This is a genomic window from Vibrio fortis (assembly GCF_024347475.1).
In the GTDB taxonomy this organism is placed as follows: Bacteria; Pseudomonadota; Gammaproteobacteria; order Enterobacterales; family Vibrionaceae; genus Vibrio; species Vibrio fortis.
Genome location: NZ_AP025487.1, coordinates 1145896 through 1168042, shown reverse-complemented (window position 1 = coordinate 1168042; position 22147 = coordinate 1145896). Strand labels below are relative to the sequence as shown.

The 22147-nt window shown below is 46.6% G+C and carries 13 protein-coding genes; 6 read left to right on the top strand and 7 right to left on the bottom strand.

The features are described from left to right. Positions 1-84: 84 nt before the first annotated feature. The 3 genes from OCV50_RS05275 to aspS all read right to left on the bottom strand — a co-directional run bounded on the left by OCV50_RS05275 (position 85) and on the right by aspS (position 4158). Positions 85-1545: a methyl-accepting chemotaxis protein gene (locus OCV50_RS05275; RefSeq protein WP_261903885.1), complete on the bottom strand. Its 1461-nt coding sequence runs from the start codon at positions 1543-1545 to the stop codon at positions 85-87. Between the two features lie 152 nt (positions 1546-1697). Beyond that, positions 1698-2219, bottom strand: a complete 522-nt coding sequence (gene ruvC, locus OCV50_RS05270) for a crossover junction endodeoxyribonuclease RuvC (RefSeq protein ID WP_032549418.1) — start codon at positions 2217-2219, stop codon at positions 1698-1700. A gap of 154 nt (positions 2220-2373) precedes the next feature. Beyond that, positions 2374-4158, bottom strand: coding sequence for an aspartate--tRNA ligase (aspS, locus tag OCV50_RS05265; protein WP_261903884.1), 1785 nt, complete (start codon positions 4156-4158; stop codon positions 2374-2376). Positions 4159-4464: 306 nt separating this feature from the next. Here aspS and OCV50_RS05260 point away from each other — a divergent pair, with 306 nt between their 5' ends. The 6 genes from OCV50_RS05260 (at position 4465) to OCV50_RS05235 (ending at position 10892) form a co-directional block, all read left to right on the top strand. Continuing rightward, positions 4465-5349, top strand: a complete 885-nt coding sequence (locus OCV50_RS05260) for a DUF72 domain-containing protein (protein WP_261904125.1) — start codon at positions 4465-4467, stop codon at positions 5347-5349. A 145-nt stretch (positions 5350-5494) separates the two neighbouring features. Continuing rightward, positions 5495-6223: a carboxy-S-adenosyl-L-methionine synthase CmoA gene (gene cmoA, locus OCV50_RS05255; RefSeq protein WP_239840610.1), complete on the top strand. Its 729-nt coding sequence runs from the start codon at positions 5495-5497 to the stop codon at positions 6221-6223. 210 nt (positions 6224-6433) lie between these two features. Next, complete coding sequence (gene cmoB / locus OCV50_RS05250) at positions 6434-7405, top strand: tRNA 5-methoxyuridine(34)/uridine 5-oxyacetic acid(34) synthase CmoB (protein ID WP_239840609.1); 972 nt, start codon at positions 6434-6436, stop codon at positions 7403-7405. A 257-nt stretch (positions 7406-7662) separates the two neighbouring features. Next, complete coding sequence (locus OCV50_RS05245) at positions 7663-8400, top strand: ATP-dependent zinc protease family protein (RefSeq protein WP_239840608.1); 738 nt, start codon at positions 7663-7665, stop codon at positions 8398-8400. Between the two features lie 17 nt (positions 8401-8417). Next, positions 8418-9923 (top strand): inactive transglutaminase family protein, encoded by a 1506-nt coding sequence (locus tag OCV50_RS05240; RefSeq protein ID WP_239840607.1) that lies wholly within the window; start codon positions 8418-8420, stop codon positions 9921-9923. A 3-nt stretch (positions 9924-9926) separates the two neighbouring features. Then, positions 9927-10892 (top strand): alpha-L-glutamate ligase-like protein, encoded by a 966-nt coding sequence (locus OCV50_RS05235; protein WP_239840606.1) that lies wholly within the window; start codon positions 9927-9929, stop codon positions 10890-10892. A 151-nt stretch (positions 10893-11043) separates the two neighbouring features. Here OCV50_RS05235 and fdhF read toward each other — a convergent pair whose 3' ends face one another. The 4 genes from fdhF to mukF all read right to left on the bottom strand — a co-directional run bounded on the left by fdhF (position 11044) and on the right by mukF (position 22044). Beyond that, the gene (gene fdhF / locus OCV50_RS05230) at positions 11044-15267 is read right to left on the bottom strand and encodes a formate dehydrogenase subunit alpha (protein ID WP_261903883.1); all 4224 of its coding nucleotides are present in this window, start codon (positions 15265-15267) and stop codon (positions 11044-11046) included. Positions 15268-15510: 243 nt separating this feature from the next. Further along, positions 15511-19965, bottom strand: coding sequence for a chromosome partition protein MukB (gene mukB / locus OCV50_RS05225; protein WP_261903882.1), 4455 nt, complete (start codon positions 19963-19965; stop codon positions 15511-15513). Continuing rightward, a complete protein-coding gene (gene mukE / locus OCV50_RS05220; protein WP_239840603.1) occupies positions 19962-20726 on the bottom strand; it encodes a chromosome partition protein MukE in 765 nt (254 codons plus the stop codon). Before mukE ends, mukB begins: the two co-directional genes overlap by 4 nt. Further along, positions 20707-22044: a chromosome partition protein MukF gene (mukF, locus tag OCV50_RS05215; protein ID WP_239840602.1), complete on the bottom strand. Its 1338-nt coding sequence runs from the start codon at positions 22042-22044 to the stop codon at positions 20707-20709. The genes mukE and mukF overlap by 20 nt, the downstream gene beginning before the upstream one ends. Positions 22045-22147: the final 103 nt, after the last annotated feature.

Sequence of the window (22147 nt, the reverse complement as noted above, 5' to 3'; positions counted from 1 at the left end):
TCTCTTGATGGAAAATTATTTGATGGACAGAATATAAAAGAACTGGATGCTTATCCAGTTCTTTCTATTTGATTGAGGAATTAATTAGGCGTGTTTGGCGTTTGAGACGGCGCTGTTCAGACTTGTGACTAATTGCTTAACAAGGTCGACTTGCTGATTCAGTTGGATACCATTTGACGCGACTTGCCCAGATACGGTTTTGGTCTCTGCGACACTCTTTGCCACTTCGGTACTCGCCTGATCAAGCTCATGCAAAGATCCCATCTGCATGGTCATGATGTCAGTTAGCTGATTAACGTCTGAAGAGATGGTCTGAACCTCGGAAATAATGCCATTCATTTCAGCTTCCGTGGTTTCAATGATGGTGCGCCCATGCTCAACTTCTTCCTTACTACGATCAAGCAGTGTTCGGATCTCAATCGCTGAGTGGCTACTCTTGGCTGATAGCTCACGTACTTGATCAGCCACTACAGCAAAGCCTCTGCCCTGCTCTCCTGCTCTCGCCGCTTCTATCGCAGCATTGAGTGCCAGTAGATTGGTCTGTTCAGCCACCGACGTAATAAGATCGGCGACTTTCATGATCTCTTGGTTGCTTTGAATAATCTGGCTGATGGCATTGGTCGACGCCTCCAAAGACTCAGAGCTTTTCTGGGCTTTAACTCCCACCGCTTCGCTGCGTTCTTTAAGCTCATTCACAAACGAATTGGACTCTTCTAACCCTTCCGTCATTTGGTGCAGTTGTTGGCTCATCTGTTCGGCAGCACTGGCCTGTGATTCACAGTTCATATTGAGCACTTCTACTTGTGAATGGAGGTCATTCGATTGTTGATCGAGTTGAACAGATACGCCTTGTAAACTCTGTGAGTTTGTATTTGCTTGCTCCAGTACCACGGACAATTGCGCCTCACTCTGCGTTGCCTGCGCTGCCACACTTTGGCTCTGAGTTCGCGCTAATTCCGCTTGTTCAATCGCAACCTCTTTTTGCTTTGCGGTAAAGGCTTGAGCAATACAGATCACGACTAAAGGCATTACGACACCAGACCATGTCTCTACAACCATAGCCTGTTCGTTCAAAGCAATATTTGGAAATACTGCGCCGTTAAGGTGCATAGAAGTCATCACTACTGCGACGCCTATCACCATAGCACTCCATGTAAGAGCAATGATTCGGGTGCCCGATAAGAAGAAAGCGACCACCAGCAAGGGAACCCAATAAGCTTGAGTAGAGTCCACTACCCCACCACTCTGGTAAATGATATTTAGCGCATGAACCGCCATACCAACAAAACCGAAATTAAGAGCCAAAATTGGATTTTTCGACAGTTTTAAGACAACGGCAGAAACCAGTTCAAGGACAATGAGGAAAATAGAGGTTGCAATCAGCAATTGCTCGCCATGCTTGCTCCATTTAATCAGGCTGTACAGCCCAACGATAAACGCAATGAAAGTAAACAGTAGTAAAATGTCCGCCTGTCGCGACTCATTACTTCCCCAACGATGAGTTTTGGGTAGAAAGAGCGATCGCCACCATGTAATTGGGTTCATCGATAATCATCCTTGATTGACTTGTAAGACCTCCGACCAATGTTAGTTAAATGTTAAATAGAATGCGAATCCATTTAACAAAAACTGTTTTCGAAGTCTCATTTCATATCAAAGATAAGTGATTGATGGTGATTCGATTGTAGGTGAAGGAGTTAGCGGTAACGGCCACGTCTCGCCGTCGTGGCTTTACCTGCGAGCGCGATGAGTGTTTTGTTGGTATTAGCATGACAGATCGCCACACCCAGTGCATCGGCAGCATCTGCTTGTGGCTTGGCTGGAAGCTTGAGCATGCTCATCACCATATTCTGAACCAGTGATTTATCTGCGCCGCCGTTGCCTGTTACCGCTTGCTTGATTAAACGCGCTGCGTACTCGTGTACAGGAAGATCTGCATTCACCGCCGCTACAATCGCGCTACCACGAGCCTGACCGAGCTTAAGAGCCGAGTCAGCATTTTTCGCCATAAACACCTGCTCAATCGCAAACACGTCTGGCTGAAACTGAGTGATGATCTCACTCACCCCCGCATAAATTTGCTTCAAGCGGCCTGGAAGCTCTTTTTCTGACATACGAATACAGCCACTGCCTAAATATTGTAGGTGACGGCCATTTTGACGAATAACACCATAACCAGTGATGCGAGAGCCGGGATCAATCCCAAGAATAATAGACATAACTTAAAATACTGATTATTTATACATACTTTTATTTATGAGCTTAGTATATAGAAGCATAAAAAAAATGCCCGTTAAATTAACGGGCATTTCAATTTACATAAACAAAAAGTCACTCAAAAGAAAGAGTCATTTAAAGCAAAGTGGAATTTGCTTATTCAGCTGATTCTTCTTTTTTCTCTGCAGCTTTAACCGCAATCGCTAGCTCTTCAAGTGCAGCAGGGTTTGCTAGGCTTGGAGCGTCTGTTAGTAGACAAGAAGCGTTCGTTGTTTTCGGGAATGCGATAACGTCACGAATGTTCTCAGTACCACATAGCAGCATCACTAGGCGGTCAAGACCGAATGCCAGACCTGCATGCGGTGGAGTACCGAACTTAAGCGCGTCTAGTAGGAAGCCAAACTTAGCTTGTTGCTCGTCTGCTTCGATACCTAGGATATCGAATACTGCTGATTGCATTTCAGCGTTGTGGATACGTACAGAACCGCCGCCCACTTCGTAGCCGTTCAGAACCATATCGTATGCGTTTGAGTTAGCAGCCGCTGGGTTCGCTTTTAGCTCTTCCGCAGTCACACCTAGAGGCGATGTGAATGGGTGGTGCATAGCGTGTAGGTTGCCTTCGTCGTCTTCTTCGAACATTGGGAAATCAACAACCCATAGCGGAGCCCATGCAGACTCGTCTGTTAGTTCTAGATCTGTACCCAGTTTCAGACGTAGTGCACCCATTGCTTCAGACACTGTGTTTGCTTTGTCAGCACCGAATAGGATGATGTCGCCAGTCTCTGCGCCAGTACGCTCAAGAATACCGTTGATCACGTCTTCGTTTAGGAACTTAGCAACTGGAGATTGGATACCTTCCATGCCTGCAGCACGGTCGTTAACCTTCATCCATGCTAGACCTTTCGCACCGTAGATACCAACGAACTCACCGTAGCTGTCAATCTGCTTACGAGTCAGCTTAGCGCCACCTGGTACGCGGATTACTGCAACGCGACCTTTCTCGTCGTTTGCAGGGCCAGAGAATACTTTGAACTCAACGTCTTTCACTAGGTCAGCAACGTCAACTAGCTCTAGTGGGTTGCGTAGGTCTGGCTTGTCAGAACCGAAACGACGCATCGCTTCAGAGAATGGCATGATTGGGAACTCACCTAGATCTACATCTAGAAGCTCTTGCCACATGTTACGAACCATCTTCTCAGTTGTTGCACGTACTTCTTCCGCGCTCATGAACGATGTTTCGATATCGATTTGAGTGAATTCTGGTTGACGGTCAGCACGCAAGTCTTCATCACGGAAACACTTAACGATTTGGTAGTAACGGTCAAAACCAGACATCATTAGCAGCTGTTTGAATAGCTGTGGAGACTGAGGAAGCGCGTAGAACGAACCTTTATGAACACGGCTAGGTACTAGGTAGTCACGTGCACCTTCTGGTGTCGCTTTTGTTAGTACTGGTGTTTCGATATCTAGGAAACCGTTGTCATCTAGGAAACGACGAACAAAGCTAGAAGCTTTAGCACGTAGCTTGATGCGGTCGCTCATCTCTGGACGACGTAGATCTAGGTAACGGTACTTTAGACGCTGCTCTTCTGAGTTCTTCTGGTTGAAGTCTAGTGGCAGAACGTCAGCACGGTTGATGATTTCAAGGCCTTTAGCGATGATCTCAACTTCACCCGTTGCCATGTCTTTGTTTACTTGGCTGTCTGGACGAACGCGTACTTCACCCGTTAGTTTGATACAGAATTCATTACGAAGTGTGTTAGCTACTTCGTACGCATCTGCCATATCTGGGTCTACAACTACCTGAACGATACCTTCACGATCTCGCATATCGATGAAAATAAGACCGCCCAAATCACGACGACGGTTTACCCAGCCGCAAAGTTCTACAGTTTGTCCCGCCAGGGACTTGTTCAGGTTACCACAGTAATGGGTACGCATAATGAATTTCCCAATCTCTTAATAATTACTAATTTCTATGCTGTAACTAGACCGAATCTAATTACAATTCAAAGATCCATTTATACGCGGAAACTTGTCTAAAATCGACCTTTCCCACGCCTATTTGTTGTGTTTTATTCAGCCTTGACGCTTTATAGCTCACGAAACAGCCAAAGCGGCACAATTCTCGAACAAATATTCATCAACACTGAAAAAATTGCGCTAATTATATATTGAAAGTACCCAAGTCAGCAAAAGTCTCGTAGAGTGTTTTTGACTCAAACAACCAAAGCACTTTTAGATACCATGACAAGACTACCTTTAAGACTCGGACTGACTATGTGGTCGCACTCAGAGTGGCAGAGCCAATTCTATGGAAAAGGAACCAAACCAGCTGAAAGGCTAGAGAAATATTGTCATGTTTTTCATACTGTTGAGGGCAATACCACCTTTTACGCAACACCTTCTATCACCACTGTAACCAACTGGCGCAGCGCAAGTCACGATGATTTTCGATTTACGTTTAAGTTGCCTAAATTCATTACTCATCAGCAACAGTTGAGGCACTGTCAAGCAGAGCTAAAAGAGTTCCTGCAAATCATGTCTCCACTGCACGAACGAATTGGTCAATGGACGATTCAACTGCCCCATCAATTTGAGCCAGAATCACTGCCCGTACTGCAACAATTTTGTAAGCTTTTCCCCAAAGAGATGAAGCTTGGTGTTGAAGTGCGTCACCTTGGATTTTTTGATAAAGGCGACGACGAAAAGCGCTTTAATCAATGGTTGGTCGAAGAGAACATCAATCGCATCATTATGGACAGTCGCCCTGTGTTTGCCGCCGCACCAACCACAGAAGCGATCGTTGATGCGCATAAGAAGAAGCCTCGCGTACCCGTTCATGCCATTGCGACATCTGATAACCCTATGATTCGTTTTATCGGTCAGCACGACGAGCAACCTAACCTTGCGTTCTTCAAGCCTTGGTTATCTAAGCTACCCACATGGATTGCAGAAGGAAAACAGCCCTATTTGATGATTCATACGCCTGACAACGACCACGCCCCTGAACTGGCAGCAACGATATATAAACAACTCATCGAACAGTGTCACCAGCTCCATAACATCGAGTTGCCAGCACTCTCCGAATTCCCAGCCAGCAAAGGCGATACACAAATCAGCATGTTCTAACTCACTTGAGCTAAGAGGATTGCTCCGTTGCTTCATAGTGAAACCTGAGTTTTCGTGACACAGTGACATTTTTTACGTAAAATATGCCCCCTTTTATTTAGCACGCTAAATCGCGCTAATTTGCTGACTGTCGAGAGAAAACGTTATGAGCAACAAAGACACTATCTTTTCCGCTCCTATTGATAAAATTGGTGATTTCACCTTTGACGCAAGGGTTGCTGAAGTATTCCCAGATATGATCCAACGCTCCGTTCCTGGCTACAGCAACATCATTTCGGCGATCGGCATGATGGCAGAGCGTTTCGTTAAACCGCATTCAAACATCTATGACTTAGGTTGCTCTTTGGGTGCAGCGACACTGTCTATGCGTCGTCATATTCAGCAAGAAGGTTGCACTATCTACGCAGTAGACAACTCCGAAGCCATGGTAGAGCGTTGTAAGCTTCATGTTAATGCTTACCGCAGCGATACTCCGGTCGAAGTTATCGAAGCGGATATTCGTGAAATCGACATTACTGACGCATCAGTGGTTGTACTCAACTTTACGCTGCAGTTTTTGTCTCCAGAAGATCGCTTTGCGCTGCTTGAAAAGATTTATGCAGGCCTTCGTCCAGGTGGCGTGCTTATTTTGTCTGAAAAGTATGTATTCGAAGATGAAAATGCCAACGAGCTACTCATTGACTTGCACCATGACTTTAAGCGAGCAAATGGTTACAGCGAGCTAGAAGTGAGCCAAAAACGCAGTGCCATCGAGAATGTCATGCGTCCAGACTCTATTAAAACCCACAAAGAGCGTTTTGATAAGATTGGTTTCTCTAGCCACGAAGTTTGGTTCCAATGCTTTAACTTCGGCTCAATGTTTGCGGTTAAATAGTTGTCTATTTGGCGCTACAATTTTGAAAGCACAACACAAATAACTCGTATCAAAGCGTCATCCTCAAGAGCGAGGAACGAGCGAGTTGGGGATCTCAAACCCGATACGATATAACCGAGATTCCCTATCATGTTCGCCCCTCACTGTAGGGAATGACGAATTTAATTTTTACTTTAGGGTTATCGACCCTAATTAACTCAGTGAAAAACTATGTTTAATTTTGCCAATTTTTATCAACTCATCGCTCAAGATACGCGCCTGCAACCTTGGCTGAATATCCTTCCTCAACAGTTAACGGATTGGCAAAATGCAGAACATGGTGATTTCGACCGCTGGGTTCGAGCTTTAAACAAGATCCCACAAGGTGCACCGGATCAAGTTGACCTTAAGAACTCTGTAACACTGACGAACGATACTCCTTTTCATGAAGGTGAACTGAAAAAGCTGGAAAACCTGCTGAAAACATTCCATCCATGGCGTAAAGGTCCGTACACGGTTCACGGTATTCACATTGATACAGAGTGGCGCAGTGACTGGAAATGGGATCGTGTTCTTCCACACATCACACCATTGAAAAACCGCTCAGTTCTCGATGTTGGTTGCGGTAATGGCTACCACATGTGGCGTATGTTGGGCGAAGGTGCTCGACTGACTGTAGGTATCGACCCTTCACATCTGTTTCTGATTCAGTTCGAAGCGATTCGTAAGCTGATGGGTGACGATCAACGTGCACATTTATTGCCACTCGGTATTGAGCAACTACCAAAACTGGAAGCGTTCGATACGGTATTTAGCATGGGTGTGTTATATCACCGTCGCTCTCCTCTTGATCACCTAATCCAGCTGAAAGATCAGCTTGTTTCAGGCGGCGAATTGGTACTTGAAACTCTGGTTATCGAAGGCGATGAAAATGCAGTGCTGGTGCCAGTTGACCGTTATGCACAAATGCGCAACGTGTACTTCTTCCCGTCTGCTCGTGCTCTAAAGCGCTGGCTCGAGCAAGTGGGCTTCAAAGATGTGCGTATTGTCGACGAAAACGTAACCACAGTAGGCGAACAACGCACAACCGAGTGGATGACTCATAACTCACTGCCTGACTACTTGGATCCGAATGACCCAAGCAAAACGGTTGAGGGGCATCCTGCACCACGTCGTGCCGTTCTAGTTGCAACAAAACCATAAGCGTTTTGATTACGACGCGAGCATAAGCGTTGAAAAAGCCAAGACGCTGACAAGCATTTGACGAAAGCAGCCTAAAGGTCGGATAAAATCCACTGCATGCTCAATGAATGAGCTATTTCGTCGAATGATAATTGGCGCTTGGCTCACATAGCCTGTCAATATGACCGGACGCTAACATAAGGATGCTTCACGCATCCTTTTTTGTGGGCTAAACTATTCAATAGTCTGAACTATTTTCTAATTTCAAAGGTTTTTATATGTTTAAGCGATTATCGCCTATTCTGGCGGTTGGTTTGCTCTCTGGCTGTACTCTCACTAATGGCGCGGCTTATCATCAAGAAACTCTGGATGCTATCGCTAAATCAGAGACAAACATCGCAAATAAAGTTCAAAACTTAGAGCTTCAACTTAGTAATCAAAGTGACTACATCGAGAGTCTAGAAGAAGAAATCATTGCCCTGTCCAATGAAGTTGAAGTCCACCTCACTACCCTCGAAAAGCAACAAGTCGAAGAAATCGAAGAGGAAGAAGTGGTTGTCACTAAAGCCCCTGCTATTTCAAATGATCAGCAAACCATTCTTGGTGCCATTGAAAAAGTGACGATTGAATCGATTAAACAGAAGTTCGATGCACGCGTTGATACTGGCGCGACAACGTCATCATTGAATGCGGTTGATATCAAAGAATTCGAACGCAATGGCAAGAACTGGGTGAAATTTCACCTAGCCGATAAATCGCAACCTGCAGAAGAACAAAAGTGGATTGAAGCACCCGTTGTACGATACGTGAAGATTCGCCAATCGACCAGTGACGAGACAGAACGTCGAGCTGTGATCGAATTATGGGTGAAAGTTGGAAAAATCCATGAAAAAGCGCAATTTACATTGGCGGATCGCTCTCAAATGAGTCACCCTGTATTACTAGGGCGTGAGTTCATTAAAGATATCGCTCTAGTGGATGTAAGTAAAAAGTACGTACAAACGGAAGATAAATAACAATAGTAGGGTAAGCTATGACGTCAAGAATCCCATTTTATATTTCGATCGTGCTACTCATCGTAGCCGGCATTGCATTGAGTGTATTCAGACACACGACCTACGGCGTGCCATGGACGCCAGGGGAAACCAGACAAGTGTGGGACGTTGAGGCTCGAATCGAGTTCAACGCAATGGATCAAGAAGCAAAAGTTTCACTGGCCGCACCTCACACACAATCAAATTACACGCTCATCGGAGAGTCTGCATCTTCACCTGGTTACGGTATCTCTTACGTAAATACTGATACAGGTCGCCGCGCAGAGTGGTCTATCCGCCATGCAAGTGGTGCGCAAACCATTTACTACAAAACCCAATTTCTCGTTGACCCTCAAGCTCAGGTAAACGCCGTTCCGCCAGAAGGCGAAGTCGCCACGCCAAGTTTCGATGGCCCAGAAGAAGCGGCCGCAAAAGCCCTTATCGACCGCGCAACACAGCGCTCAGCAGACAACCTGACCTTTACTCGTGAGCTTATCAAAACGCTTAACGATCCAGACAGTCAAAACTCAGCACTTATCTTAAACAACATGAACAAAGTGGAAGCAGCACACAAGCTACTTTCTTTTGCTGAAATCCATAACAAAGTTGTTGGTGTTATCGAGTTAGAAGACGGTCGTCGTCGTCAATCTATCCAACATATGATTCAAGTTTGGGATAAAAACCAGTGGGTACTTTTCTCTCCTGAATCTAGCCAACAACAAGTTCAGCCAAACCTATTAATCTGGGATGAATCAAACGTGTCACTGCTTGACGTTGTCGGTGGCCAAAACAGTAAAGTTCACTTCTCTATGATTGCTCAAGAGGTGTCTCCAACTGAAGCAACCAACAGTAAGATTTCAGCTGACCAACTACTAAACCTATCGATTCATAGCTTGCCTCTGGAAGAACAAGCGATGTTTAAGACCATCATGCTGATTCCAATTGGTGCGCTTATCGTTGTGTTCTTACGTGTTATCGTCGGCCTGAAGACATCAGGTACCTTCATGCCAGTACTGATTGCAGTAGCCTTCGTACAGACGCAACTGGTAACAGGTATCGTGGGTTTCCTACTGATCGTTGGTACGGGTCTGGTGATTCGTAGTTATCTATCTAAACTCAACCTACTTCTGGTTGCGCGGATATCAGCGGTGATCATCACCGTAATCATGATTATTTCCGTCTTCACGGTTGTTGCATTCAAGGTTGGTTTGACTGAAGGCCTGTCTATTACGTTCTTCCCAATGATCATTCTTTCTTGGACTATCGAACGTATGTCTATCCTTTGGGAAGAAGAAGGCGCGAAAGAGGTTGTGTTGCAAGGTGGTGGTTCACTATTAACCGCAGTACTCGTTTACTTAGCAATGACAAACCCATTCATTCAGCACTTAACATTTAACTTTATTGGTCTACAACTTATTGTCCTAGGCGGCATCTTACTACTAGGTACTTACACTGGTTACCGCTTAACTGAGCTACGTCGCTTTAAACCGCTAGCGGAGGATTAAGTTATGTTTGAACAGTTTACATCGCCGTTTAAGTTGAAAGACAAAGGCATCATGGGGATGAACAAGCGTAACCATAGCTACATTGGTCGCTACAATGATCGCTCCAAATACCCTTTGGTGGATGACAAGCTAAAAACCAAAATCATCGCTGAGCAAGCAGGCGCCACTGTACCAAAACTGATCGGTGTCATTGGCCACCAAGCTGAGGTGAAAACCATTCACAAAATGGTAGAAAACTGGCCTGGTTTTGTAATCAAACCTGCGCAAGGCAGTGGTGGTAAAGGTATCTTGGTTATCACCTCTCACAAAGATGGTGTTTATACTAAACCGTCCGGCTCAACGATCGGCAAAGAAGACGTTGAGCGCCACATCAGTAATGCACTGGCGGGTCTGTTCTCGCTTGGTGGTAAAAACGATGTAGCGGTAGTTGAGAACTTAATTAAGTTCGACAGTTGCTTTGATGGCTTCAGTTACGAAGGTGTGCCTGACGTACGTATTATCGTATTCAAGGGCTACCCTGTAATGGCCATGATGCGTCTATCAACATCTGCTTCAGATGGTAAAGCTAACCTTCACCAAGGCGCAGTAGGCGTAGGCATTGATATTGCCACCGGTAAGGCCGTGCGAGCCGTTCAGTTTGACCAACCCGTCACTCACCATCCAGATACCGGCAAAGAGCTTGCTCTACTGCAAGTACCGCACTGGGAGAAACTTCTAACCCTAGCATCAAGCGCTTGGGAGATGACTGGCCTTGGTTACATGGGTACTGACATGGTACTTGATGAAGAAGAAGGCCCAATGGTACTTGAGCTCAATGCTCGTCCGGGATTGGCAATTCAAATTGCTAACGGTGCAGGATTATTGCCTCGTCTTCACCATATTGAAAACCTGGGCACGCCTGCGGAGTACCCAAAACCGGCAGAGCGAGTTGCATACGCAGCCAAGCAGTTTGGTGTACACACTGAATAGGGCTAGCCATAGGTATTAGTGACATCGACACTTGTACCATTAATAAAACGAAAGCCGCATAGTCAGACTATGCGGCTTTTTTGTACTTGGTAGCGCTTTTCTTCGTAACCTTTTGCTTTGTTACTCGTGCATTTTCACGTAGTTTCAATTACTACGCGGAAACACTTTGCTCTTCGACGATTGGAACAATATTCACTGCAGCAACTTTAAACTCAGGGATTTTTGCATGGGGATCGGTTGCTGTTGTTGTGAGTCGGTTCACTGGTGACTCAACAAAGTGAAACGGAATGAACACCACGCCCTTTTGCATACGCTTGGTTACAAACGCTGCGATCTCTATTTCTCCACGACGAGTCGACACCTTAAGCATCTGTCCGTTCGTGATGCCTAATGCTTCTGCATCATGCACGCTCACCATAGCCCTTGGGCCTGCTAGATTATCCAATCCTTTAGTTTTGCGAGTCATAGTCCCAGTATGGAACTGCTCAAGGATACGCCCTGTCGTCAATACCAGTGGATACTCTTCATCTGGTAGCTCAGCGGCGTATCTAAATGGAATCGCCTCCATCTGCCCTCGCCCACGCGTAAATTGAGTTTGGTGCATAATACGGGTGCCGTCTGGATTGTTTTTGTTACTTGGCCATTGAACACCATTTAGGGTGATGTTTTCCCAGCGTAAGCCGCCATATTGAGGAGTAACGCGGGCTATTTCATTGGTAATATCCGCAACCGCTTGATAACTCCAGTCACTTCCCATCGCATTCGCAATCATCTGAATGATCGCCCAATCTTCTTTTGCTTCACCGGGAGGCATTACCGCTGGGTTGATACGCTGAACACGACGTTCAGTGTTGGTAAAATGCCCAGACTTTTCAGCAAACGAACATGACGGTAGCACCACATCTGCAAATTGAGCAGTTTCCGTAAGGAAGATATCTTGCACAACCAAGAAATCGAGCGCTTCAAGCCCCTCAATCACGTGCGCTTGGTTCGGGTCACTCAGTACAGGGTTTTCACCCATCACATACAACCCACGTACTTCTCGCTTACACGCTCCGTCTATGATTTCCGTTAGAGTCAGGCCACTCTCAGCAGGTAATTCAGCTACTTCCCATTCCATCTCAAATTTCTTGCGAACCAGTGGATTGTAGACCTTTTGATACCCAGGTAGATTGTTGGGCAAAGCGCCCATATCACAAGCACCTTGTACATTAGATTGACCACGCAGTGGGTTGATACCGCCACCTTCAATACCGATGTTTCCGCACAATAATTGCAGGTTAGCGATCGAACGAACATTATCATGCCCTGTCGTGTGCTGAGTTATCCCCATAGAGTAATAAACTGCGGTGCGCTCAGCTGTCCCGATTAATCGTGCCATTGCGAAAATGTCTTCCGCTTTGACACCGGTGACTAACTCTACCTTATCAAGGGAATAACTCGGTGACATAACCTCTTGCAGTAAGGTATCGAAGCCATCGACACGTTCTTCAATATATTCTTGATCGTACCAACCGTGTTTAATGATCTGCTGCATGACACCATTGAGTAACATCACGTCGGTACCCGGCCTATGCGCTAGGTAAAGTTCAGCATGGTCCGCAATATCAATACGTTTCGGATCCGCTACGATCAAGCGTGCGCCCCCATGCCTTACGGCTTGTTTGATATGCGATCCAATGATTGGGTGCGCTGCTGTGGTATCGGAACCGATAATAAAGATAACATCTGAATGCTTGATACTTGGAATGTCATTGGTCATCGCACCACTGCCCAGAGAAGCTTCTAGCCCCGTCACCGTCGAGGCGTGACAAAGCCGAGCACAGTGATCGACGTTGTTAGTACCAAGTTCACGTCTGATAAACTTCTGGAAGGCGTAATTATCTTCGTTGGTGGTTTTAGCAGAGGAGAAACCAGCAAGTGCCTGACTGCCCACCCCATGTTTAATAGCAGAGAATTTATCCGCTACCAATTTGATGGCCTCTTCCCAACTGGCGGGCTGTAACCACCCGTCCTTACGAATTAAAGGTGTGGTTAAGCGCTCATCACTGCCTACAAAATCAAATCCGAAGCGACCTTTGACACATAGCATGCCCTCATTGACTGGCGAATTGGCACCTTCGACATAACGAATCCTATTCGCCGATTCATCCACATGCATCGTTAGCTTACAACCCACGCCGCAATAGGTGCAGATGGTATCCACTTTCTTCAAGTTATCCGCAGAGCCTTGTTGCTTGTAGCGGGCATCGACCATGGCTCCCGTTGGGCATGCTTGAACACATGCGCCACATTGAACACAGTTAGAGTCGCCCATTAAGGTCTGATTGGGGCCGAAGTTTGGTCTAAGCTCTGGACGCGAAACCGGCTTGCCATTTTCGGCATTCATGAAGCTGAGTACACCATGAACATTTTGCTCACGACACGCTTGGATGCATTGACCACAACTGATGCAGCGGTTGGCGTCAAAAACAATAAACTCAGAGCTCGCATCCACTTCATATTTATGTCTTGGTTCACAGGCACTGCTTTGTTTAGCTTTGACTGCCTGCCAAACCGCATCGTCAAACACATCAAGTTTGTATTCAGGGAAAGATTGAACGGCTTGATATTCCGTTGCGTAGTCTCGCAGGTCACATTGGCTGTTAGCTTGGCAGCCACACTCCAAACAGCGCTTAGCCTCTTCAATCGCATCAAGATTACTGAAACCCAACTCCACTTCATCAAAGCTCTGCTCTCGCTGCTCTGTGCTGAGTTCTGGCATGATCTTACGAGCCACACGCGCAATGGCTTGATACTGTTCGCGCTCAACCTGTTTTAGTTGTTTCTCTTTCCGTGAATTAAAAGGTTTCACTGGTATTTGAGACATGGTGCCATCAAAGTATCGGTCTATCGCCTCCGCAACAATCCGGCCATCGCCAACCGCTTCAACCGCTGTCGCTGGGCCTCTTCTAAAATCACCAATACTAAAGATGTTACCAATCCCCGTATGCATGGTGTCAGGATCCGCGTCCGCCGTATTCCAGCGAGTAAGTGGAATCTCTAATGACTCGTTATCCATAAAGCTCAAATCAGGCTTTTGAGAGACTGCCGCAATTACGGTATCAAATGCTTCTGTGAAAAACTCTCCGGTTGCTTTTGGGCTACGTCGCCCTGATGCATCTGGTGGACCTAACTCCATTCGCTCCAAGCGTATCGCGTTTACACGACCACTTTCATTGGCAATGTTTTCGGCCGGATTGGTCAAGAAATGGAACTTAACGCCTTCATGCTCCGCTTCTTCAATTTCATAATCTTCAGCGGGCATTTCATCGCGTGTACGGCGATAGATTAACGTTGTGTCCGCACCGGCTCTGACTGCGGTTCTCGCGCAATCAATCGCGGTGTTACCACCACCGATTACAGCGACCTTTTTGCCCGTGGTATAGGTTTGTTCCGTGACGAAATCTTTAAGGTAATCGACACCCAGATAACAGCCCTCTAAGTCACTGCCGACGTAGTTCATCTCGACAGCACTAGAAGCGCCAACCGCCAAACAAACGGCATCGAAGTCTTGCGACAGGCTCGTGAGTGAAAAATCAACGCCAAGTTTTTTATTGCATTCAATAGCCATACCATTACGACACATGAGTTCTATTTCTTGGTCGAGAATAGATTTAGGTAAGCGATATTCGGGGATTCCATAACGCAGCCACCCACCCGCTTTCGGCATCGACTCATAGACCACAACATCGTAGCCTTCATTGGCGAGATAATACCCTGCGGTGAGTCCACCGGGTCCTCCACCTACAACGGCTACACGCTTTCCATTCATCGTTTTTTTCGGCGGTATATAGCTTTGCTGCGCCTCTAAGTCGATATCGGCGGCGTGTCTCTTTAGCTGACGTATAGCGATTGAGTCATCAACAAGGTTACGTCGGCACTCTGTCTCACAAAAGGCAGGACACACTCGACCGATAGACAGCGGCATGGGTAAGGTTTGTTTGATCACTTCAACCGCTTTTATAGGATCGTTTTGTGCAATATGGTGGAGATACGATTGGATATCGACACCTGCCGGACATGCAGTTTGGCAAGGCGCTTCACAATCAGCATAGTGATCTGACATGATTCGATTGAGCGCTCGATGACGATGTTGTGTTAGCTGTGGGGATTGGGTAGCCACCGTTAGCCCATTATAAACTTCAAGCTCACACGCACGCTTGGTTCCGCCACTTTCCACTTCCACGACACAGAGGTCACAGGGAATTTTATCGCCCGAACGATTAAGACCACACAATGAAGGGATCTCAACGCCACAGGTGTTCGCCGCTTCCAGCACCGTCTGTCCTTGTTCGACGATACGGTACTTCCCATCAATCACAATCTGAATCATAGCGAGCCTTCCTTACACAGCATCTAAAACCAACAATTAAGTAATACAATATTATTAATATTTCATCAGCGTTACTATTACCATACATTAATTGTGGTTTTGTGCGTGTGACCTCAAACTCGTTCCATTGAGATTAACCATAAAGTATGAAGGGATTTTGTCAGGATTACTTTCAGGTACAAAAAAGCCCCTTCGGAAAGGGGCTTATTGAGATCGGTTTACGATTCGCTATCAATTGAATCGTTAAGCTTCTTCTATCAGCTCTTGAACTGGCGATTCAGTGCGGTTTTGTGCAAAACCACGCAGACCAACTACGTGTACATGTTCGTGGTCTTTAAATACCTTACGAACCAGTTTGTAGGTTGTGCCTTTTTCTGGGCTGATATTTTCAGGAGCTGCAATCAGCAACTGCATACCAAGACGATCACAAAGCTCGAATAGCGTTGAGATAGACTTCGCATCCAGACGCGCTGCCTCATCCAAGAACAGCAGACGACATGGAATGATGTCTTTACTGCGCAGGCGACGTGACTCTTCTTCCCAGCTCTGAACAACCATCAATAGGATAGATTGACCAGTACCGATCGCTTCACCAGTTGATAGTGCGCCTGACTCTGCTTGTAACCAACCATCCGAACCACGGTTAACTTCAACACTTAGCTCAAGGTAGTTACGGTAATCAAGCAACTCTTCGCCTAAAACTTGTGGTGAGCGTTGCCCCATATCGATATGAGGGTTTACGCGCTGGAACAGCTTCGCCATCGCCTCTGAGAAGGTAAAGCGTGTGCTTTCAAACAGATCTTTGTGCTGCTCTTGCTGAGCCGCAAGACCCGTTAGCAAGATCTCGTGACTTTCACGGATCTTCACATTCAAACGTACACCCTTAACCTGACCAAAGTAGATGTTCGATAGGCCTTGGTTTAGCATACGAATACGGTTCTGCTCACGCTGGATCGTCTTCTTAATGATGCTCGCTACCGATTCAGAACTGATCGCTAGACGGTTTTCACGCTGTGTCAGCTCTTCTGTTAGTCGTGCCAGTTCCACTTCCATCTCTTCGATCGCTTCTACTGGATCATCGGTATGAATGATGTCTTGGCGAATACGCTCACGAAGGTGTTGGTAAACCGCAATGTAGAACAGAACTTTACGCTCTGGGTGTGCGTTATCTTCCGATAGACGCAGTGCATCACGCAGGTCGTCATTATCAGCAACCGCCAAACGCAGTGCACCCAAAGATTTATCCGACATTGAACGCAGCTCACCCGCTGATAGGTAAGCCAGTTCACGCTTGTGCAGACGACGCTCAACATCGTTTTCACGAGCCAAACGCAGTACTGAACACCAACCTGCTTTTGCTGCAACCACAAAGGTACGAAGCTCGGTGTACTCTTTCTGTACTTTCTTCAAACGTTTTGCCAGAGACTTCATCTCAAGCTCAGTTGAGGTAATGGTACGCTCGTATTCACTCTTACGACTGCGCGACGTATGCAGACGCTCTTGCAGTTCATCACGACGACGAACAGCGCGCTCTTGTGCACCTTCATCGGCATTCACACCGTACTCTTGAAGCTCTTGCTTGAACTCTTGAACCGTTTCCAGTTTCGCTTGGTGTGAACTCTTCAGAGCCGCCAATACTTGGTTGTATTGGTTCATCTGCTCGCGCGCTTGCTTCAAGCCATCACGGCCTTTAGTACGCGCTTGCTCAGCTTGAACCAGTTTCGCTTTAAGCTGCTCGCTCAGTTCGCTGCTCTTGTTCAGTAGATCAACCGAATCTGAGTAAGCAAAGTAGTGACGACGTTCAATCAGATCAGACAGCGCAAATACTTTCGCTTTCAGAGCTTGCAGCGCTTGGTCCGCCTGCTTGTATTCTGCTTCTAGAGCATCAAACTGCTCTGGGTCAGCATCCAACGCACTGACAATTTGCTCTAGGCTTTGCAGTGCTTTGCCGTGATTGTTAAGGTACGATTTTGCTTCACCAAGACGTTCAAGCTGCGCTTCCAGTTCAGCTAAGCGCTCGACTAATGTTTCGTCTTCAAGAATACGAACCATAGGCCCTAGCTTATCTAGAGCTGCCAACGCTTGTTTGCTTTGTGTCAGCTGGCTACGTTGTTGTTGCTCTTTTGCATCCAGTTCAGCAAGTGCTCGAACAACTTGGTTGCGCTTATCGCGTACTGAAGCCAGTGCTTGCTCAGGGTCTGCGTTAAATGCAACGTGTAGGTGTTTTGCCACAAACGTATTGAACGCTTGGTATAGGCGATTAAGCTTTTGTGAATCGAACGCAGCTTTAGCATGGTTCTCAACCACGACATCACGCTCTTCACGCAACTTCTCTAGACGCTGTTCACGCGCCGCACGACCAAACAAAGGAATGTCTGGGAAACGTGAGTAACGCATTTGGCGATCATTTAACTGAACGCACACTGCGCCTTCTAGTTCATCAGCATTAAATGAGCTGTCGTCGAATGCATCAACGTCACCCTCAAGGATGTATAGATCTTCAGGACAATCTTCTAAGTCCACCAGCTTCTCTTTGATGCCGTCAAGATCAGACACCACAATAGCGTGACGAGCTGGACCGTACATTGCACTGAAGTACGGTGCGTCATCGATCGTGATGTCATCGTAGATCTCAGATAGAAGTACGCCACCTAGAGTATCCGCCAGACCTTTTAGACGAGGATCGTTTGAACCACCAGGAGAAGCAAGGCGCTCAATTTCTAGTTCAAGTTCACCACGACGCTTCGCCAATTGGTCTTTGGCGACAGACTGCGCTTTTTCATCTTCAAGCACTTGCTGCATTTGCGTCATAACTGCTTGGCTATCTTCTAGCTCAGTGTCCGTTTGCTCACGCAGGCTATCGAGTGCATCATTTGCTGTGATCCACGCAGGTGCAATCGCTTCAAGCTTTTGAATTTCTTGGTCGTGATTCTGCTGCACGCGGCGCTTTTCACTCTTCGCTTCACGCAGTTCCTCTTGAGCGTACTCAAGGGTTTCGATCTGCATTGCATGACGCTCGCGCTCTTCTTCAAAGATCGCTTCGTCATTAAGCTGAGTGTTGTGCTGCTTCTGATACTCTTCAGCTAGCTCTTTGGCTTGACGCTGCTGTGCAACATCACGAGCCATATCGCGGTGCTGTGCTCGCCATTGCTGTTCATTTTCAACAACGTGTTTCGCGTTACGGCCTTTATCAAGTGCTTGTTTAGCCACTTGTGACGCATCGCTACGCTCAACGGAACCAACAATGCTCTTAACGAGAGACAGTGCTTTTTCGAACTGAGCCGACGCTGCTGATGACATATCCAGCTTGTGTTTGGTTGCTAGCAGATGTTGCGTGCTCTGCTCTTCTTGCGCTTTAAGATCCGAAACGAGCGTCAATGCGCCTTCAGCGGTAATAGATTCATCATCCAAAAGCTGCTTGGTTTTCTCTAACGCTTGTACCGCTTGTTGGTACTGCAACGCGCGAGTTTGCTGAACGTCGAGGGCTTGTTGGTAGTCAGCAAGCTGAGTTTTCAGGCTATCCACTTCATCTTCAGTAATGGTTGCCTGCTCTTCAGCAAGAAGAACACGCTCTTGAGCTTCTTCAACGACCATCATCTGTTCTTCAAGGCGTTCGCTTAGCTCTTCAAGATCTTCGCTGTAGCGCTCAATTTTCTCTTGTTGACGAAGCGCTGTTTGCACAAGTTGTAGATGGTCTGAAGCCGCTTGGTAATCTTGTTCAAGAGAAGATTCTTGCTCAACCAGTAGCTCAAGTTCTTCTTGAACGCGATTAAGCAGGTTGTTTTGCTCAAGTAGCGTTTCACGCGAACCAAACAGCTCACCACGTAGCTTCATCGTTTGATCAAGCTTATTGCGACGATCGTTCGCATGGCGCATGTAGTCTGCTGCTACGTAGTTGGTCGACTCGGTGATCAAGTGTTTGAACAAGTCACGATCCGACTGAGTCGTCTTGATCGCTTCCAGTGTCATGCGGTTTTCGCGTAGCGCCGATTCCATATCTTGGAAGGCTTTCTTAACCCCACCATTTTGTGGCAATAGGTAGTCACGTAGAGAACGCGTGATCGCACTGGAAATACCACCGTAAAGTGATGCTTCAATCAAACGGTAGAATTTAGAACGGTCACCACTGTTACGCAGTTTCTTCGGCACTACGCCGAATTCAAACATCTGCGCGTGGTAATCCACAATAGAAGAGAACGCTTTAAAGTGCGCACCTTCGTACTGAGCAACTGCCGCTTTTACATCATTAAGCTGACACACACGTGCGTGGCTGTCTGATACGTTCTCGATCAGTACATCCGTTGGCTTAACGTGGCTAGGCAGGCCTTGAATCAAGAACGGCTTGATGTCTACTTTCTTGTCACGGCCCGCTACTTGTTGAAGCTTTACCGCGAACAATAGACGCTGGTTACGTGAGTTCACTACATCAAGAGCGGCATAACATGCGCCCGGCTGTAGCTTACCGTAGAGACCTTTGTCACGTGATGACTGAGAGCTACCCGCTTCCGTTGTGTTACGGAAGTGAAGCAGTGTTTGGTCTGGGATCAGTGCCGTAATAAATGCGGCCATCGTGGTCGACTTACCTGCACCGTTACCGCCAGAAAGCGTTGTAACCAATCCATCAATATCAAAAGTACGTGCGAAGAAGCCGTTCCAGTTGACCATGGTTAATGATTGATATTTACCTCTTTCAATCATGCTTCACCTTCTTCTTTAATCTGTTCGTTGCTAAGCATTTCGTCGCCGAAAATATCTTGTTGAGCATCTTGTTCTGTCTCTTCTTGCTCTTCATTTAGCAAGCTGCCTTGGTTTGGCTCTTGAGTATGAACAACTGCTTCACCATCACGAATTAGTCGCAATTGTGCTTCGCGCATATCATCACCAACGCGTACATCAGCACCGAAACGGAACACCGCTTCACTGATACGGAACTTACCCGTTTCACCGATGGAGATAAGCATACCGATACGGCGCAGACGACGCAGAGACGTTCTTACTTTTTCGAAAAGCTTCTCTTTATCTAAATCAGAGCCAGAAGCACGGTTGGTTGCCAGCTTCATTAGTTTCTTTTCATCAGCAAGTGCCATCAACTCTTCGAATAGCTCTTGATTAGTGAAGATACCTTCGTGAGCAAGACGCTCTGGGCTCAAGTAAAGGAAACACAGTACTTTACCCACCAGCATATCAAGCTCTGATAGGACGCTTCGGCCAATCAAAGAGGTCGAACGAGGACGCAGATAGAAGAAGCCTTCAGGGGCCTTTACCAGCTCAGTGTTATAGCGCTGGTAAAACTGTTGAAGTTCCAGTTCGAAATCCGACAATAGTGCGTGATTATCTAGGTCTTCTGTTGAAATGTGCTTACCCGAACGCAGCATGCTATCAAGCGCTGGGAATAGTGGGTTCGCAATCGCTTTTACCAGTTTCTCTGGCATGTAATCATCAGTACTTGTTAATGACATTTGCTTGTACCTTTGCACCGAAATCGTTGATTGCCTGCCAGTCAGGCTGGATCGCCTGATAGTCAGACTCTGAGTAACCTAAGCGCACTGCTTGGTCGACAACAATTCTGGCTAAATCAAAATGGTGTGTGCGAGGGTGTTCTGCAAGGTAATCTCGCAGTACTAGGCCAAGGTCGATTGGCGTCCCTTGCTGTTTGTGAACCTTCAACATCTCCGCAATTTTATCTGAGAGATAGTCGTTCACTTGTTCAAATTCTTCATACTCAACATCGAGTGGCGCTTGACCCATTACCTCATCGTCACGAAGCACTAACGCTTCATCACGTAGGTCCGTCAACTTCTCAGCATCGGCATAGGTTAATAGCCATGGCGCGTCAAAGTAGTCGGTCACCGATTGGCGCAGTCGTTGACTAAACGCTCGGTTTTTATCCATGTCGATCGCAGTACGAATGAACTTATGTACGTGGCGATCGTAACCAATCCAGAGGTCAATCGCTTGTTGGCCCCAGCTTGTGATTCGGTCTAGCTTCATTTGTAGACCAAATAGGGTTTCGCCAACGAACTCTAGCTCGTCGTCGCCATAAACAATCTCTTGGATATCAAGAATCTGTGTTTGCAGCTCATCACCCGCGGCTTGCAGCGTATCTTGAAGCTCTTTCAACGTCGCTGAAGTTTCAGACAATAATGCTTCACAGTTATTGATCGCTTCGCGCCAATCTTTATTAAGAAGGTCGGCGATTTGCTGTTTAACTGTTTGCTGCTGTTCATCCATCACACGTTGGTTAAGGTCGATCTGATCGAAAATCTCACCAACTGAGTATTTAAGTACGCCGTATACGTTCTTACGCCAGTGCCCCGGCGTTCCGCCTTTTTGTGCAGCTTCAATAGCTTTTGCCATCTCGTCAGCAACCATCGATAGTTGAATCGATAGTTTTAACTTAGAGAATTGACGGTGACGTAGATAATAATCTGAAATACCAATTGCGAGCGGCGATAGACGATAAATGCTCGCACCATCGGTGATCTCACTGGTAAAACGGCTAATCAATTTCTGTTTTACCAGTTCATTGATTGCATTGTTTGCGCGAAACGCTGAGGCTTCGCCGGTATCTTCGAACAAACGAGTGACAATGGTAAATGCATCGTGCAATTCACCCTCACCTAACTCTTCATCGAACCTTTCGTTGCTTAGTACTGCGATAGCAATTAGAAATGCCAATCGCTCAGGCGGCAAGTTTAATGAAAAATCATGCTGCTTGACCCAGCCCACCAACTCATCAATTGGCTGCTCTTCGGCAGTTTGAGTCATTTCACTCATTGTGGTTCCTGTTACTGTTCTTTGTAACACCGAGCAACTGTCGATGTTACGCCTTTTCTTTATAACGCTAGCTACGAGATTATCGACTGTAGCCTAGTAATGC

Bases quoted from the DNA above. Each gene is read 5' to 3' on its own strand.
- OCV50_RS05275 (WP_261903885.1), bottom strand. From the start codon at position 1,545: ATGAACCCAATTACATGGTGGCGATCGCTCTTTCTACCCAAAACTCAT.
- ruvC (WP_032549418.1), bottom strand. From the start codon at position 2,219: ATGTCTATTATTCTTGGGATTGATCCCGGCTCTCGCATCACTGGTTAT.
- aspS (WP_261903884.1), bottom strand. From the start codon at position 4,158: ATGCGTACCCATTACTGTGGTAACCTGAACAAGTCCCTGGCGGGACAA.
- OCV50_RS05260 (WP_261904125.1), top strand. From the start codon at position 4,465: ATGACAAGACTACCTTTAAGACTCGGACTGACTATGTGGTCGCACTCA.
- cmoA (WP_239840610.1), top strand. From the start codon at position 5,495: ATGAGCAACAAAGACACTATCTTTTCCGCTCCTATTGATAAAATTGGT.
- cmoB (WP_239840609.1), top strand. From the start codon at position 6,434: ATGTTTAATTTTGCCAATTTTTATCAACTCATCGCTCAAGATACGCGC.
- OCV50_RS05245 (WP_239840608.1), top strand. From the start codon at position 7,663: ATGTTTAAGCGATTATCGCCTATTCTGGCGGTTGGTTTGCTCTCTGGC.
- OCV50_RS05240 (WP_239840607.1), top strand. From the start codon at position 8,418: ATGACGTCAAGAATCCCATTTTATATTTCGATCGTGCTACTCATCGTA.
- OCV50_RS05235 (WP_239840606.1), top strand. From the start codon at position 9,927: ATGTTTGAACAGTTTACATCGCCGTTTAAGTTGAAAGACAAAGGCATC.
- fdhF (WP_261903883.1), bottom strand. From the start codon at position 15,267: ATGATTCAGATTGTGATTGATGGGAAGTACCGTATCGTCGAACAAGGA.
- mukB (WP_261903882.1), bottom strand. From the start codon at position 19,965: ATGATTGAAAGAGGTAAATATCAATCATTAACCATGGTCAACTGGAAC.
- mukE (WP_239840603.1), bottom strand. From the start codon at position 20,726: ATGTCATTAACAAGTACTGATGATTACATGCCAGAGAAACTGGTAAAA.
- mukF (WP_239840602.1), bottom strand. From the start codon at position 22,044: ATGAGTGAAATGACTCAAACTGCCGAAGAGCAGCCAATTGATGAGTTG.